Source organism: Prevotella fusca JCM 17724 (assembly GCF_001262015.1).
Taxonomy (GTDB): Bacteria; Bacteroidota; Bacteroidia; order Bacteroidales; family Bacteroidaceae; genus Prevotella; species Prevotella fusca.
In genome coordinates this window covers 443,834-460,886 of record NZ_CP012074.1, presented here as the reverse complement: position 1 = coordinate 460,886, position 17,053 = coordinate 443,834, and the positions used below count along the sequence as shown (strand labels likewise).

13 protein-coding genes and 1 pseudogene are annotated in these 17,053 nt (G+C 39.6%); all 14 read left to right on the top strand.

Translation table 11 applies throughout. From position 1 onward, the window contains the following. Positions 1-2: 2 nt before the first annotated feature. The 14 genes and pseudogenes from ADJ77_RS01845 (at position 3) to ADJ77_RS01780 (ending at position 17,019) form a co-directional block, all read left to right on the top strand. Positions 3-557 carry a division/cell wall cluster transcriptional repressor MraZ gene (locus ADJ77_RS01845; protein ID WP_025078356.1) on the top strand — a complete coding sequence of 185 codons (555 nt, stop codon included), beginning with the start codon at positions 3-5 and terminating at the stop codon, positions 555-557. 4 nt (positions 558-561) lie between these two features. Then, on the top strand, positions 562-2,211 hold the full coding sequence (locus tag ADJ77_RS01840) for a terminase large subunit (protein WP_050695968.1): 1,650 nt from the start codon (positions 562-564) through the stop codon (positions 2,209-2,211). A 5-nt stretch (positions 2,212-2,216) separates the two neighbouring features. Then, positions 2,217-3,401, top strand: coding sequence for a phage portal protein (locus tag ADJ77_RS01835; protein WP_025078357.1), 1,185 nt, complete (start codon positions 2,217-2,219; stop codon positions 3,399-3,401). Then, positions 3,388-3,852 (top strand): annotated as a pseudogene (locus ADJ77_RS14095) (HK97 family phage prohead protease); the annotation flags it as partial. The gene ADJ77_RS01835 and the pseudogene ADJ77_RS14095, both read left to right, overlap by 14 nt. Before the next feature lie 75 nt (positions 3,853-3,927). After that, on the top strand, positions 3,928-5,178 hold the full coding sequence (locus tag ADJ77_RS01830) for a phage major capsid protein (RefSeq protein ID WP_025078358.1): 1,251 nt from the start codon (positions 3,928-3,930) through the stop codon (positions 5,176-5,178). Between the two features lie 20 nt (positions 5,179-5,198). Beyond that, entirely contained in the window at positions 5,199-5,540 is a 342-nt protein-coding gene (locus ADJ77_RS14470; RefSeq protein ID WP_025078359.1) for a head-tail connector protein, read from the top strand. Next, on the top strand, positions 5,537-5,857 hold the full coding sequence (locus ADJ77_RS01820; RefSeq protein ID WP_025078360.1) for a phage head completion protein: 321 nt from the start codon (positions 5,537-5,539) through the stop codon (positions 5,855-5,857). The genes ADJ77_RS14470 and ADJ77_RS01820 overlap by 4 nt, the downstream gene beginning before the upstream one ends. Then, the gene (locus ADJ77_RS01815) at positions 5,850-6,302 is read left to right on the top strand and encodes an HK97-gp10 family putative phage morphogenesis protein (RefSeq protein WP_025078361.1); all 453 of its coding nucleotides are present in this window, start codon (positions 5,850-5,852) and stop codon (positions 6,300-6,302) included. The genes ADJ77_RS01820 and ADJ77_RS01815 overlap by 8 nt, the downstream gene beginning before the upstream one ends. A gap of 404 nt (positions 6,303-6,706) precedes the next feature. Next, positions 6,707-7,165 (top strand): phage tail tube protein, encoded by a 459-nt coding sequence (locus ADJ77_RS01805; protein ID WP_025078363.1) that lies wholly within the window; start codon positions 6,707-6,709, stop codon positions 7,163-7,165. A gap of 88 nt (positions 7,166-7,253) precedes the next feature. Then, positions 7,254-7,571: a hypothetical protein gene (locus ADJ77_RS01800; protein WP_025078364.1), complete on the top strand. Its 318-nt coding sequence runs from the start codon at positions 7,254-7,256 to the stop codon at positions 7,569-7,571. A 2-nt stretch (positions 7,572-7,573) separates the two neighbouring features. Next, a complete protein-coding gene (locus tag ADJ77_RS01795; protein WP_025078365.1) occupies positions 7,574-7,912 on the top strand; it encodes a hypothetical protein in 339 nt (112 codons plus the stop codon). Further along, a complete protein-coding gene (locus ADJ77_RS01790; RefSeq protein ID WP_050695967.1) occupies positions 7,878-10,445 on the top strand; it encodes a hypothetical protein in 2,568 nt (855 codons plus the stop codon). Before ADJ77_RS01795 ends, ADJ77_RS01790 begins: the two co-directional genes overlap by 35 nt. After that, positions 10,442-13,156: a hypothetical protein gene (locus ADJ77_RS01785; RefSeq protein ID WP_025078369.1), complete on the top strand. Its 2,715-nt coding sequence runs from the start codon at positions 10,442-10,444 to the stop codon at positions 13,154-13,156. Before ADJ77_RS01790 ends, ADJ77_RS01785 begins: the two co-directional genes overlap by 4 nt. Further along, the gene (locus tag ADJ77_RS01780) at positions 13,153-17,019 is read left to right on the top strand and encodes a hypothetical protein (protein ID WP_050695966.1); all 3,867 of its coding nucleotides are present in this window, start codon (positions 13,153-13,155) and stop codon (positions 17,017-17,019) included. The genes ADJ77_RS01785 and ADJ77_RS01780 overlap by 4 nt, the downstream gene beginning before the upstream one ends. The last annotated feature ends 34 nt before the right edge of the window (positions 17,020-17,053 follow it).

Below are 17,053 nucleotides of genomic sequence, written 5' to 3'. Positions count from 1 at the left end.
GTATGAAAAGATATATAAAAGAAGGACACCTATTTAACGGTTACTTGGAAATAGACGGTAAGACAGTAATTAACCCAACTGAGGAAGAACTAGTACAAGCAGGATGGCAAGTAATAGAAGAAAACCCAACTACTGACCAACAAGAAGATATAGTAGAGGAACATAGAGAGCCAACCCCAGAAGAACTACTACAGACTGCAATAGAACAGAAGATTTATGACATACGATATTATGACAGTTCAGATGAGATTAATAGTTTCAAGGTTGGTAGTCTAAAGATGTGGCTAGATAAACAGGAAAGGTGTATTTTATATGCAGCACTCTTAGCACATGAACAGTTAGGCAAGGAGACGATGACCAAGATTTATCACGGTCACACATTTACCTATCCTTTAGCACAGTGGAAAAAATTGTTAGGTCTTATAGAAATTTACGCTACAGACTGCTTAAATACTACAGAAACTCATATAGAAGCCGTTAAAAGACTTACTAATAGGGAGGAAGTACTAGCCTATAATTACAAGACAGGCTACCCAGAACCTTTAATACTAGGATAACACAATGATAGATGAGAAGTACAAATCTTATGCTAGGGATGTCTTAGGCGGTAAGGTAGTAGCGTGTGAGTATGTTCGTCTTGCTTGTTCTAGATACCTAAGCTGGTTTGACAAAGAAGATAGGTACTTTGATTCTAAGGCAGTTGATAAGGTAGTTAATTTCTTACAAAAGCTACCACAGTCTACAGGTAAATTTGCAGGTAAGCCCTTAGTATTGCAGGAATGGCAGAAATGGGTAGTAGCAAGTATATACGGCTTTAAGTGGTGTTCAGATAATACTAGGGTAGTTAGGGAAGTCTATATAGAAGTTGCCCGAAAATGTGGAAAGTCTACACTAGCAGCTGGTCTTATGTTATATCACCTAATAGCAGATGGAGAAAGCGAAGCACAAGTAATTTTTGCAGCCAATAGTTACTCACAGGCACAGCTAGCTTTCACGATGTCTAAGAATTTTATCAGTAGTATAGACAAGAAGGGTAAGTACTTTAACTATTACAGGGATTCTATTAAGTTTCCCCTTACTAAGTCTACTATGAAGTGCGTGAGTAGTGAGGCTGATAAATTGGACGGTCTAAACTGTTCTGCTTTTTGTCTAGATGAGTACCACGCAGCCAAATCTAATAATACTGCAAATGTCTTAACTAGTAGTACAGGTATGAGAACTCAGCCCCTACAGTTATATATTACTACAGCAGGCTTTGATATGTCTAATCCATGCTACACCTTAAGAAGTACATTTATAAGTATCTTAGAAGGTAAGGCAGAAGATGATAGTATATTTTCAGCTATCTATACACTAGACAAGGAAGACGACATAGAAGACCCTAAAAACTGGGTAAAGTGTCAACCAAACCTAGGCTTAACTGTTACAGAATCTTACTTACAATCTGAACTAAGGAAAGCAAAGAATAGCCCTTTATTACTCACTAACTATAAGACTAAGTTAATGAATATTTGGTGTAGTAATGAAAGGGGTGAGTGGATTCCTAGTAGATATATACAGGACTCAATGACACATATAGACCTACAAGACCCAAAATTTCAAGGGTGTACAGGCTACTTAGGGTTAGATTTATCTTCGACTAGTGATATTACTGCAATGACCTTAGTAATACCAACCGACAATACAATCTACTCTAAGTCTTGGTACTACTTGCCACAGTCTGCCCTAAGTGAGAGTAGCAACAGGGATAAGTATAAATTTTGGCAAGGACTAGGTTATCTAAATATCACAGAAGGCAATGTAGTAGATTATAACAGGATAATTGAAGACATACAGGCTATAAACAAGACTTTACCTATTGAGTGTATCAGTTATGACCAGTGGCAGAGTACAATGGCAATTATTAAGCTAACAGAACTAGGATTTAACTGCCAACCATACAGCCAAACTACAGGCAGCATGAATAGACCTACTAGGCACTTGGAAATGATAGCACGTAATGGCACACTCAAGCTAGATAAAAACTTAATAACAGGTTGGATGTTTGGTAATTGTGAAATCATGGAAGACAGTAACGGTAATATCAAACCTGTTAAGCAGAATAATAACAGCGAACGTAAGATAGACGGTGTACACTCTACATTAAATGCACTAGGTAAATATTTAGAACAGCCACGATATAATAACGAAATAACAGGATTTAATTTTTAACTACTATGAAAATACTAGGTATAAATATAAGTAGGGACAAGCCAGAAAAACGAGGTCAACCCTTTTATAACCCTAACTTATCAGAAAGTCTAGGATGGGGCTTTGGTTATCAGTCTGGCAGTGCTATGAGTCTTAGTGCGGTCTATTGTGCAGTTAACCTTATTAGTGATTCAATTGCTACCCTACCTATTCAAGTCAAGGCAAAGAATACAAAGGGGACAGACTTACTAGACAAACACCCACTTTATGACATTTTTACTAACAATAGGATGACACGCTATACACTACTTAAGAATATAGTACAGTCAGTCTTATTAAAGGGTAACGCTTATGTACTAATTGAGAAAAAGGGTAAGGATGTAGTAGGACTTAGATACTTACCAGCTGATGATGTACAGTGTAATTATAGAAAGGAAGATAACACCCTATACTATACATGTTCGTACATTGGTGCTAGACAGATACAACCTAGTGAGATTCTACATTTTCTTAGGTACAGTGTTGACGGTGTACAGGGTATTAGTGTTCTGAGTCATGCAGCTAGAAGTCTCAATATAGCACAGCAAACAGAGCAGGTAGCAGAGAATTTTTTTAGCAATGGTTGTAACTTGAACGGTATAATCAAGGTGCACAGTAATCTAAGTGAGGAACAAAAGCAGGCAATATCTACTAATTGGCGGTCTACATTTGGGCAAGGTAATCAAGGAGGCGGTGTAGTGGTGCTGCCTGTAAATATGGATTATCAGCCAATCAGTATTAACGGCTCAGATGCTCAGATGTTAGAGTCTAGAAATTTTAGTGTAGTTGATATAGCACGATTTTTTAATATCAGCCCTGTACTACTAGGCGACTTAAGCAAGAGTAGTTATAGTAGTGTTGGTGAATCTAACTTACAATACCTTACTTACACGCTTAACCCCTATATTGTGATGATAGAGGAGGAACTAAACAGGAAACTAACAGGCGGTACAGGATTAGAAATAGGCTTAGATGAAACTGCAATACTGAGAACGAACAAGGCAGAACTAGCAGGGTACTATAACAGTCTTCTTAGTATGGGTGTCCTAAGTATCAATGAAGTTAGAAAACAGTTAGGATATAACCCAGTTGAAAATGGAGACAGTCACAACCTAGCCTATAATGATGTAAGTAAGACAAACCTAACAAGTAGTACAGATGAGGAAGGATAACAACATAGAAGTACGTGCAACCAAAAGTACCCCAGTAGTAAGTCAAGACAGTAGAACAGTAGAAGGTTATGCAGTAGTTTTTAACAGCCAAAGTGAAGACCTAGGATTTTATGAGACTATTAACCCTGCTGCAATCACTGAGGAAGTACTAATGAGGTCTGATGTATTTTGCCTATTTAACCACGACCAAGACAAGGTACTAGCAAGGTCTAAGAATGGTACAGGTAGCCTACAATTACAGCTAGACGAACGAGGACTTAAATATACCTTCACAGCACCTAATACGGATCTGGGGAATGAATTACTAGAATACCTTAGACGTGGTGACATTGATAGTAGCAGTTTCGCTTTTACAGTTAGCACAGATGAAGGTAGCGAGGTATGGACGACAGGAACAGACGGACGGCAATACAGGGAGATACTTAAGATTGATGAGTTACATGATGTCTCCCCTGTTTGGAATCCAGCTTATAGTAGTACCTCAGTTAGTCAGAGGACACTAGATAAACTTAACCAACTAAGAGAAATGCAGGACGAAAAAAAGAAAGAATTACAGGAAGAGACTGTAGAGAAGACTGATGAGGAGGTACAGGAAGAAGTACCAACACAGGAAGAAGTAGAAAAGAAAAACACTGACACAGAGGACGAGGAAGATAAAGAAGTACAGGAAGAGACTGTAGAGAAGTCTGATGAGGAAGTAGTAGACGAGGATAAGGACAAGGATAACGATGTTGAGGGTGAAGATAAGGAAGATAAAGAAGAAACACGCTCAGCACGAACACACAAACATATTAATATTAATACGATGAAAGAACAGAGATTTAGTTTACTTAGAGCAATCCGTAACGTAGCAGAAAACAGACAGCTCGATAATGTAACGGCAGCAGTTTGTAATGAGGGTATGAAGGAAATGAGGGCAGCAGGTCTTAATACTGTAGGTCAGATTTATATCCCAACCATGGAAACACGTGCAGCCGTAACAGTTGCCTCAGAGGGTGCAGATGTAGTAGCAACAGACTTATACGATATTATCGAGCCTCTCCGTGCAAAGAATGTTCTAGTACAGGCAGGTGCAAAGTTCTATACTGGCTTGACTAATAGCGCACAGATTCCAGTAATGACAGGCTCTAATGTGAACTGGGCAGGTGAGACAGCAGCAGCTACAGACGGCAATGTACTGTTTAATAATGTAACTCTCACTCCAAAGCGTTTGACGGCTTATGTTGATATTTCTAAGATGTTACTTGCGCAGGATTCAGTAGGTGTAGAGAATGCAATTAGGCAGGACTTAATTAATGCAATTAATTCTAAGCTAGAGTCTACAATCTTAGGTAAGGCTGGGAAAACAGCAAATCAGCCAGCAGGTATCTTCAACGGTAAGACTCCTACTAAGGTTACTGATTTTGAGGGCTTGGTAGGTCTTGAGGCAAAGGTAGAAGAGGCTAATGTACTAGGTGGTATTTCTTATATTGCTAGTCCTTCTGCACGTGCTAGTTTCCGTAACATGATGAAGGGTTCTAAGGGTACTGCACAACTTGCTTATATGGATGGTACGCTTGACGGTACACCTGTTTTCTCAACATCAAACGTAGAGGCTAAGACTTTTGTAGTAGGTGATTTCAGTAACCTAGCTATTGGAAGTTGGGGCGGTCTGGATATTGTCGTTGATAACTACACTCAGGCGGTTAATGGTATGATTCGCTTAGTAGTTAATGCTTACTTTGATGCAGCACTTATCAGACCGGAGGCTTTCCAGTTTGGTACATTCGCAGTCTAATTAGTTAACTAAGTTTCTATATGTACGTAAACTTACAGCAACTAAAAAAACATCTTAACATAGATTCAAGTTTTCATGAAGACGATGAGTACTTATGTGACCTAGAACAAGCAGCGGAATTAGCAGTAGAACGACATATAGACGATAAGTTAGAAAATATCTTAATAGCTAGTGGGAGGACTACATTACCGCCTCCCCTAGTTCAATCTATATTAATTCTAACAGCAAACTTATACGCTAACCGTGAATCTATAGCTTTTAGTAGTCACACAGAGCTACCCTATAGTCTAACCTACTTACTAGACTTATACAAGAATTACAGTAAGAAATTTACAGGCGGAAAGGAAAAGGTACAGCAATGAGAACAGGACTACTAAGAGACACCATAGCAATTTATCGGACTGAAATAATACAAGACGATTTCGGAGGTACTACTAATCACCACCGCCTATTAACAACTACTAGAGCAAATGTAGGTTATAAGACAGGGGCTAGAGAGGTAGTATGTGATGAACTAGTCTATACCTATCAAGTTACTTTTGAAGTTTGGCAGTACGTTAAAATACAGGAACACACAGACTATATAATGTACAAGGATAAGAAGTACAGGGTCTTAAGTGTCATTCCAGTACCAGCCCAACAAAAGAAGGTAATAGAAACAGAGCTAATCAATGAATAACGACAACTTAGAACTAACAGGGGCGGAAGAGCTGGTTAAGAAATTCACAGAACTAACAGGACGTGAACAGACTAAGGCTAAGAATATGGCACTGAAAAAAGGTAGTGATATACTAGTTAAGGCAGCTAAACAGAGTCTCAGAACAGTAACCAAGGGCTATAATCGTCCTAACTGGTGGAACGGTAAAACGCTAGAGTCTGGTATCAAGTACAGTAAGCCAAGTAAAGATAGTGAGACGGCTAAGGTGCATATCATGGCTGATTTTCGCTTAAAATTTTGGGAACTTGGTACACAGCTGAGACGTACAAAGGCAGGTGCTAGTAGGGGTGTTCATAAGCGACATAGTTTTTTCCAACCCACTGTACAGGCTAAGATGTCAGAAGTTGAGGACTCTATGGGTAGGTTATTTTCTGAGTCTATTGATAAGATATGGAATAAGAAGTAATGGAGAGTTTAGAATTAGGAAGGGTAGTTAAATCTATCCTACTACAAGACGAGGATATAAGTAGGCAAGTAGGAAGTAAGGTATATCCACTAGTCGCTGATAAAGGTACTAGTTTCCCTTTCATTGTATATCGAAGGGACGGACTAACACCTAGCACTAATAAAGATAAGCTGGTTTATGATACACAGGTTAGAATGTCTTTTATAGTAGCTAGCAGTGATTATAGACAGGGGCTAGGAATATGCAGTAAGGTAATAGATGTCTTATTAGCAAGCCAAGGTAGAACTATAGGGGGACTTGAAATAACAGACCTAGAACTACAAGACACTAGCGAGGAATACAGGGAAGACACATTTCTACAGCTACTTAGTATAACAGTAAACATAAAAAACAAATAACATAATATGGCAAGTGTAACAAAAGGACGTGACCTAATGCTTTTTATTAATGGTAAATCTATCGCTTTTGCAACTAGTCACAGTCTTTCAATTAGCCAAGATACTACAGAAACTACATCTAAGGACAGTGGCGGTAAGTGGGTATCAGCACAGGCAGGCAAAATCAGCTGGGAGATGTCAACTGAAAACCTAATGTCTAATGATGGTGAAGGTGTAGGCTTTGAACAACTCTTTGATATAATGACAGCACAGACCCCTATAGATGCAGTCTTTGCCCTAGAGAAGAACTATAAGACTAAGGCAGATGAGGTAACTAAAGGCGGTTGGGTTCCTTCAACTACTGGCACATATACAGGCAAGGTATTAATTACATCCCTAGAGTGTAGTGCACCAAATGAGGATAACGCTACATTTTCTGCTACTTTTACAGGTGTAGGCGCACTTAAGAAGGTAGCAACAGCATAAAAGAAATAATAATGAAACAGGGCTATACCTATTATATCCAAAACTAACAAGGGTGTAGTAGGTAGCCCAATAATTTTTTAATACAATCATGAATACAGTAACTATTAACAACAAGGAATATAAGCTAGTCTACTCAGTACGTGCAATGATGTTATTTGAGGCAGCAGCTAGTAAGTTATTTAGCCTAGATACACTTAGCGACCAGTACCTATTCCTGTATTGTTGTATCTTAGCTGGTAACAAAGACACTGACCTTACATTTGATAAACTCTTAGACAGCATAGATGAAGACCCTAGTATCTTTACCGTCTATACAGAGTTCATGAAAGCAGAATTAGCAAGACAAGCAGAGTTTAAGGGTAAGGATGACACTAAGAAAGGTGAGGAGGATAAGGGAAAAAACTAAGTATGGCAGATGTATTTAGTATCTTAGTATATCAAGGTAATCTATCCCCAGAGTATGTACTAGACAGGATGAGTATGTTAGAGCTACACATCTTAGTTAAAAACTTATATCGTGCTAGGATGGATGACTGGGAAATAGCAAGACAGACTATTTTTACATCTGCCAAAGTATGGGGTGGTACAAAAGAAAATAACCCACGGAAATTCATGCCCCTAGGTTGGGATGACTTAGTAGACAAGGCAGGAGATAATGACCCACTACCAACCAAAGAGGACATAGAAAGACTTAAACAGAAAGCGAAGGAATATGGCACAAGATTTAGTAACCAAAATAAGACTTGATGATAAACAGTTTAAGTCCATTATAGATAAAGTAAAAAGTGAAGTAGGTAATACTGAGACTGTATTTAAGTCTAGTAGTGGTAATATTAAGCAGGAACTAAAAGCGATACAGGGTGAGCTGAGCCAGATGCTACTAAATGGTGTAGACCCTGCAAGTGAGAAATTCCAACAACTTGCCGCCCGTGCAGGTAGTATTATGGACGCTATGGGAGATGCTCGTGGTGTGATTAGTGGCTTTGCAAATGATACCAGAGGTTTAAGTGCTGCCCTAGATGTTGCAGGTACAGGTATAGGTATTTTTCAGACTGTAGCTGGTAGTTTGGCTTTGTTTGGAGTAGAATCTGAGGATGCAAAAGAGACCCTTACTAAACTTGCTGGTGCTATGAGTGTTCTGAACGGTATAACTCAGCTTCAGAATACCTTTATGAATCAAGCTAGCGGTACATACAGGGCTTATCATGCACTCTTAAGGCTAGTAGGAATAGAACAGGCAAACAACACGACGGCAATCTCAGCTAATACCCTATCACAGACAGCCAATAGTAGTGCAATAACTGCTAATACAACGGCAGCGGTAGCAAATAATACAGTACGACAAGCAGGGGTAGCAGTAACAGATGAACAGACAGCAGCACAAACAGCAAACTCTACAGCAACGGTCGGGGCTACAACTGCAACAGAAGGTTTAACAATAGCACAGAGGGCTGGAAGTGTGGCAGCTAAGGGTTTAAAAGTCGCCCTGTCTAGTATTGGTATAGGTCTGTTGATTACAGCAGTTTCCAGCCTTATATCACACTGGGAAGACATCGTAGGTTGGTTTAAAAAGACTTTCCCACAGCTTAATAACCTAGGTAGCAGTTTCAATAAGCTAAAGGTTGTGATAATGGGTGTAGGTAATTCAGTCTTACAGTACATCATAACCCCCTTTAAAGCTGCAGCCAGCGTAATTAATGACCTCCTACATGGTAACTTTGAGGGTCTGGTTGAAAATGCAGGTAAGATACTGAGGGACGGTTATAATTTTTCCAAGAACTACCAAGTAGGTGCAAACAGAGAACTACTAAACCAACAGCAGGCAGCACAGGAGAAGTCTAGGAAGTCACAATTAGAGGCACTCGACAAGGAACACGCCCGATATGTAGCCAAGCACGGTCAAAACTTGAAATCTGAGGTAGAATACCATCATAAAAGACTGAAACTACTAACGAAGGGTACAGACGAGTATGAGAATGAACTGAATGCAAGCTATACAGCAGAAAGGCAGCTAAGGGAACAGAATACCAAGGAGGCACTTAAAAAAGCAGATGAAATCAAGAAAGCTAGGGAGAAAGCTATCGCAGAGGCAGAGGCAGCAGCAAAGAAAGCAGAACAGGAAAGAAAGAGGACAGCCGAGAAGATAGCAGGAGACCAAGCAAGTGTCAAGCAGACTATTGAGACCGACCATATTACCAACGAGAAGAACACAAGGAAGAACAGTGAGGAACAGATTACCAGTGCATATAATTCCGACAAGGTTAACAATACCATCAAATCACAGGGGGCACTTGATAATCAGCTTAAACTAATTGACGACTACTATACCAAATTAGAACAGTTCAGACAAGCCGACCTACAAGACGAAATAGATGCGATAAACAGGAAGAGTGCAGCACTGGTAGAGAAGGCACACGGCAATAGTGAACTGCTTAAGGATATTGAGAAGGAAAGACGGGCTGCAATCCAAGTAGCACAGGAGAAGTATCTGAATATCTATAACAAGAACCTAGACCAACAGGCAAAGGACGAACAGGAAGCCGGCAATAAACTACTACAACCACTATTAGACAAGGCTAGACAGTTAGGACAGGAACTAGGTAGAAGTTTAGAACTAAAGGGACTTGATTACTCAGCACTTACTAAACTTACTGAGGAGCTACAGAAATCAGTCGATAGTTTTAAGGAACTACAGAAGGTTAAGGATAGCTTAGGTAGTTTTGAGAGTAGCGGTATAAATAAGATGATAGATAATGTAAAAGCCTTAAAGGAGGCACTAACTAATAAACAGACAAATAGTGCAGAGAAGTTAGGTGCAAGTCTATCATACCTAGGAGAAACTATGCAAGAATTAGGTGTGAAAGGAGACGCTGCCAAAACAGCCCTAGTCTTACAGGCGATAGGCCAGACTATCTTAGGTTTTGCACAAGCAACAGCACAAGAGGCAAAATTAGGATTCTGGGGATGGGCAGCTGCAATCACCGCAGGGACAGCAGTGATGATTAGTACAATATCACAGTTAAAGAAGTTTAGCCAAGGCGGTATTTTTCAAGGTAGTAAGACCGTTGGTGACCATAACTTAGCTAGAGTGAATGCAGGCGAGATGATACTAACCAATACACAACAGTCTAATCTATTCAGACTCTTAGATAATAATACAGCAGGTCTAGGAGGTAATGGTGTAGGTGTTAGCAGTGTAAGGGTGAAAGGAAGCGACTTATACCTAGCCCTAAGTAATTATAGCAAGGTTCAGAGTAAGACAGGAAGGAGGTTACTATGATATTAAGAGGAGAGTTTAGGGACTTATCGGATGAACTACTAACCGTCATTATTAAGAGTGGTTCTAGTGGTACTGTTAAGGAGATAGGCAAGGACGGTTTATACTTTGCTGCTGACCCTGTACAGATAGAAGAGAGTATAGAAGACCTCACAGAACACGTCATAAGAAAATCAGCCACTATTAACTTAGTTGTCTCTGATTACTTAGGTGACTTACTTTTTACTGCTGCTGCTAGAGATATAGTAGTTAACATTTGGAAGGGTAGTGAGTGTGTTTTTGCAGGATATGTAGAGCCAGCCACTTTCAGCCAACCATTTAATAGTAGTATTGATGAATTTACCCTTAACTGTACAGACTTTCTTAGTACCCTTCAATATACTAGTTACAAGAATATAGTACCCTTAAACTATAGACAGGCAGTACAAGAGGCAGGAAGTACCAGTTTTAAGCAGGTCATAGAAGGAATGTTTGACCTAAGGGGACTAAACCTAAGCAACAACCAAAAGCCTAGATTATTATATGACCAGTCTAAGGGAACGGCAAAGGGAAAGGAAGGTACAGTATTTGACGAGCTAGGTATTAGTGAGTTATTCATAATTGGCAAAGATGAGGATAGCACTTGGACGAATGAAGACCTACTAAAAGAAGTCATGCAATACTTAAATCTTCATATCAGACAGGAAGGATTAGACTTTTATATCTATGATTGGGACACACTGGTACAGGGTAAGGCGATAAGCTGGTTAGATATACAGACAGATGAGGTAGTAGGTAAGCAGCCACAGTCTATCAGTATTAACCATTCACACTATGCAGGAAGTGATACAAGCCTTAGTACTAGTGAAGTAGTTAATCAGTTCCAATTATCCTGTAGCTTAGAAGGACAAGACACTATCATAGAATCACCCTTAGCAGAAGACAGTCTAAAATCACATTACAGGGGTCAGCAGTTAATACTCACTGAGATTAGTAGCTTAGGTAGTGGTAAGAGAGCGAACGAGGCTTTTAATGCAGCAGTAAAGGGACAACCAACTACATACGATTCGTTAACAGAGACGGACTGGTATATGAGGTCTATGTATAATCCGACATGGAAGTTACGTAAGAGTGAGGATATGTTAGAGGTTGACGGGAACGGGACAGGTATCAATCAGCATAAAGTGGCACAGTACCTCAGAGAACACCCACTAACCCCTGCCTTGCTAAGACTTGGTACTGTAGAGAGAAAAGCTAAGGCAACAGATAACAGCCCAACTAGTAAGATAGACACAGACGACTACTTAGTTATCAGTGTAGGCGGTAATGAGACTGATACGGAGCAAGGACATAAGCCAAGCGATACAGACCTTAAGAATTGTTCCCCACTGATTGAATATGTAGGTAATAAGAGCGGTGGTGTATTTAGTCCCCCAGACAGTGAAACGACCAATTACCTAGTATTTAGTGGTAGCTTGTTGATGCAGCCTATCTTATATGAAAGTAGTACAGGTAGGGCTAGTAGGTTGTCTAGTTATGACCAAATCCTAAAACATGGGGCAGCTAAGACACAAGGGACTAAGGCAGAAGTACCATTTTATGACCTGCCAAGTATTATCTACGGCAGTAACTTAGTAAAGTCTGAGTATAACGGTGAAGGAAGGTACTATACTAGGAAACATTATAGCGCAACTTATAATACCGACAAACCATTATATAATAGTGCAGGTAGTTATTTTCAACCATGGACTAAGGATAAGGCAGCACAGGGATTAAAGTTTGAGTATAGTAGTGTTGGTGATAGTACAGATAAATTCCACAAGCTACCTATCCTAGAATGTGAACTTAAGATAGGGTCTAAGTATTGTGTTGAAACGGTCTTGGATGTGTACGGTGCTAGTAGGTTTGAATGGCTCACAATGGAAGAGATTAAAGCTAGACCAGACCTAACCTATAAGGACGTTGACGGCACTACTAAATATAAGACCACTATGTCACTCGGTATTAATCCTAAAATTGGTGATTACATAATAGGACAGGAACACAACCTACAGAATACTATCGACTATACCATGAACTTAGACGGCAAGGAAGGAACAGCAATACCAATTAAACAGAGTGACAGGCTTAGCGGTAAAGTGAGTTTTAAGATACTTGCACCTATTCAGTTAGTTTGGGATAAGATAGTAAGAAGACATCGAACATGGTTTAGGTCTACTAAGTGGACAAGTAGTAGTAGGTATATCTTAGCACACACAGAGAATATCATTATTAAAAACTTTGCTTGTAACTTAGTAAGTGATAGTGGTAAGCTGGAAAGTACTAGCGATAATGACCTAATCTACTCAAGTGCAGCACAGACTAAGTATATAAACAAGCATGATGGGACAGAGTTTAAGTTTATCACCCAGCTTAGCAGTAGTGAGGCAGTGGAAAAAGGTATTAAAAATGAGGTGTACCTAAACAGTGTCTTTAGTACCTCAACAAGTCTACCTGTGAGAAGTATATATAATAAGGTGCTTGATGAGACAGGTAAGGCAGAAGAACACTATATTAGACAGTATTATAGTCTCATGTCAAGACCTAGACTTAAGGTAGAGGTAACATTGAATGACACTAGGATAGATTTTACAAGTACCTATCAATCTAAGACCCTAGGTAAGAAGTTCCTAGTACAGTCAGTTAGTAGGGACATAAGAAATAAAACAGCGAGGATAACACTTATTGAGATATGATAGAAGTAGTAAGTTATGCAAAGAAAAAGGAAAGTGTAGGCAGTGGTGGAAGTGGTGGTATAGGTGGCAGTCAGAATAGTACCTTAGAGCCTCACTTACTTTGGGGACAGGTATATGATGGTAGACATGACATAAGCGGAGACCTAAAGGAAGTTGGTAATATCGAAAGTGACGGTAGTATTAGTGCAAAGGCTATCAATACGCAAGCAGGTAAGATAGATAGCGTGACAGGACAGGAACTAAGATATACCACTATCATAGGAGGAAGTGTAAGTGCAACAGATTCTACCATTACAAACCTAACTACTCAATCACATACTAGCCAATCACTAACCACCACAAACCTAAACAGTGATACAGGAACTATAACCGACCTAACAACCCAAACACACAATACTCAACAGTTGACAGCTAAGGGAGTAGATACAGAGAGGTTAACAGGTAAGGATATAGTAGTAGATAATCTGACAGTCAACAAAGCAGCACATTTCTTTAGTCTTAGTATAGATGAAGTTAGGGCTGTAGGTGGGCAATTAATATTAACCCCTGCTAGTGCTAAACTTGATAAGGTAGAGGTACAGGGTAATGGTAATTTTAAGTGTAGCTGGAAAAATAGCGATGATAATAAGAAAGTTGTAAATCAGTTCCTAGCCAATGACTTAGTAGTATGTCAGACTTTTAACTTAAATACAGGCAGTACGTATTATTGGAGGAAATGTATAGAGGCAGGTACGGATGGGGACTATAACTACATAATCCTAAGCAATACCGATAAGGACAGTAAGAGTAATAGTAACCCTTCTGTAGGTGATGAGATTGTACAACTTGGAAACCTAACAGATACTACAAGAAGTTCAGCTATAATTATCAGTGCTTATAACTCAACCTACTTAGACCCTACTATTAAAGCCCCTAGTATTGTACAGTATAGTGGAATATCTAGCTACCAACTTGAACCATACAGGCAGAACGTACTAAGTAAGAGTGGTAATAAGTTTCAAGGTGAGTTTAAGGTTGAGACAGGAAAGACACTTGAACAATACATAGCTGAGAGAATTAAACTAACCGCTAGTGGTACACCTTATATTGGAAGTACTGGTAATTGGATGATTTGGGATAAAGACCAAAGCAAGTATAAGGATAGTGGTATTAGTGCAGCAGGTAGGAACGGACAAGATGGAAGTACACCTATTATTAAAAATGGGGTGTGGTGGATAGGTAATACAAACACAGGTATATCAGCAGTAGGTCAGAAAGGAGATAAAGGAGACCGAGGCGAAAAGGGAGAGCGTGGTAGTGATGGACTTAGCCCTAGAATTGTAAACGGTGTATGGTGGGTTGGAAATCAGAACCTAGGTATATCTGCACAGGGTGAACGTGGTAGAGACGGTAGAGACTTAGACCCAACACCATACTATAAACTCTATGACAGGGGCGGTAGTGTAGCAGTGGTAGATACTACAAATAGACTATCCCTAAACATTGACTTAGGGCTGATAGAGGTAGTAGGTCAGAGTGCAAGTAGTGTAAGTTCTGATAATACACCAGCCAATAAGATACAGTATAGCGGTGGACTTATTGGAATTAACAGGGAAGGTAAGTTTAAGCACTCACAGACACTACCATATACTGGACAGACTACCTTTACATTTAACCTGCTAAGCGGTGATAAGCTGGTAGACTCATTCACTATCCCTGTCTCCGTCCTACCAAGTACCGTTTTTTCAGTTACAGACCAAATCAAGGCACAAGTACAAGACACAAAGCAGAGTATTAATAATGTAACAGGTAGGATAGGAACAGTTGAGAATAAGGTAACACAGCTAACTCAGACGGCAGACACTATTAAGACACAGGTACAGAATAATAAGACCAACCTAGACACCGTAACAGGAAAGCTAGGAAGGGCTGAAAGTAATATCAGTAGCCTCACACAGAAAGCAGGTAGTATAGAGCAGACAGTAGCAGGGACAAGGACAGAACTAGATAACCTTAAGAAGACCACAACACGAGACATTAACACACTCAGACAGACAGCTAGCGAAACTGAAAGTAAGGTTAGCAGGGTTGAAGAGACTGTTAGAGATTTCAGTGTTGGAGGTCAGAACTTATTAAATGGTGTTATTGATTTTAGACAGCCTACCCCACTATTACATACTAGCAAAGAAAAGGACGGTTATATGTACTATAGAGGTGTAGAAACTGAACTATTAGAAGCAGGTAAGAAATATACACTACAGCTAAAATCAGATGGTCACCTTAGTAGCGGTCATAGTGGAGAAACGGAGAAATCTTATACAGTGTGGTTATGTGGTAAATCTGATAACCTACTATTCACAAGCGAAAATGCAGAGAGTGAAGGGGTTTGGACTTTTACCTGCCCAACCACTGACCATTACCAACTAAGGCTAAATTCCTATAGTGATGGGCTGAAGTATGTTAGTATTAAGTTCTGGGATTTAAAGCTAGAAGAAGGAAATACAGTGACAGGTTGGAGTCCTAGTAGTAGTGATATATATAATTACTACAGCAGGAACAGGGTAGGATTTGATTTTGTACAGAACTTTCCCAACGACCACCACCCGGCACAAAGTATATCCTACAATCACAGCACGGACACGGTTAGGATGTTATTTGATATTGACAAGGCAGGGGGACAGTTACAGGATATTGACTATACCGTCTTGTTTGATAGTAATAGTAGCGCAATTCCAAACGGTCAGTACTTGGTTAGATTCACACCCTACCTCAGTGCAGCAGATGTTAGACTTAAGGTAGTAATTGGTAAGGATTCAGTCTTAGATTATTCACAGCCTGCAAATATAGTGAGTGGTCAGCCAGTTAGTAAGATAGTAGAAGTAGTAGATAACACGCTTTCTATTTATTTTGAAAGTGCATACCAAACAGGACAAGATACTAATAGGAGCTGGTGGATAGACATACAGGGCTTGAGTGTAGTGAGAATAAATGGCACTGAATCTTACCTTAAACAGAGTGCAGATAAGATAGAGGCTAAGGTACGGAATGGTGATATTGTACTAGATGCAGGGAAGGTAAAGATTAAGAACGGCAATACAGAAACGGCACTGTTTGAGAACGGTAAAATTAAGACTCGCTATATTGAAAGTCCCACAGGTATTTATAAGGTAGGGGAAGATGGTTTTTATTATCGTGGTACTGTTAAGGGAGTTGACAATGAGACGGTAGAGACTAATATACACAGTCACGGTCTTAGTTCTAGGGTTGATGAGACTATTAAGAAAAAAGGTGTCTATAGTAAGGTAGCAATCAGTCCCTATAGTAGAGACGTAAATCTAGACATAGTAAGTAACAGTCAAGATGCCATAAAGATAAGCAGTGTGAGTAACAGTCTGGATTCTGCAATTACAATACTAGACGGCAATGTGTATGGTCTGAGGGAATATACCAGAATTATAGGGGCAGGTTCACATAGACTTGACACATATTGTAAGAATATCATAGTAAACAGTGCAGAGGTTGAGGAAGAGTTGGCAGGAAACCTAGACACTACCCTACAACTTCCAGATACCGACACCCTAACTCACAAGGAACTTAGTATAAAACCGACGACCGAGGAAAAGATAAGCTACCTAAAGAAACATGGTGAACTGCCCCAGACCCTACAGACTGGACAGGAATATACTATATACAAACGAGGTCAGGGTAGACTAACAGTAATGGTAGACGGAGATACTCACAAACAACATACTATAATCAGATACGGTAATAGTGGGGTTGTACTAGAGAAATCTACTGTAATATCTGGAGACTGGACAGGTGTGGTAAAAGTCCTGTTTGATGGGAAATACTGGAACTTGTATAAAATCACTCCTACATACTAATATAATACAATGATGATAAGAATGACAAAGGAAC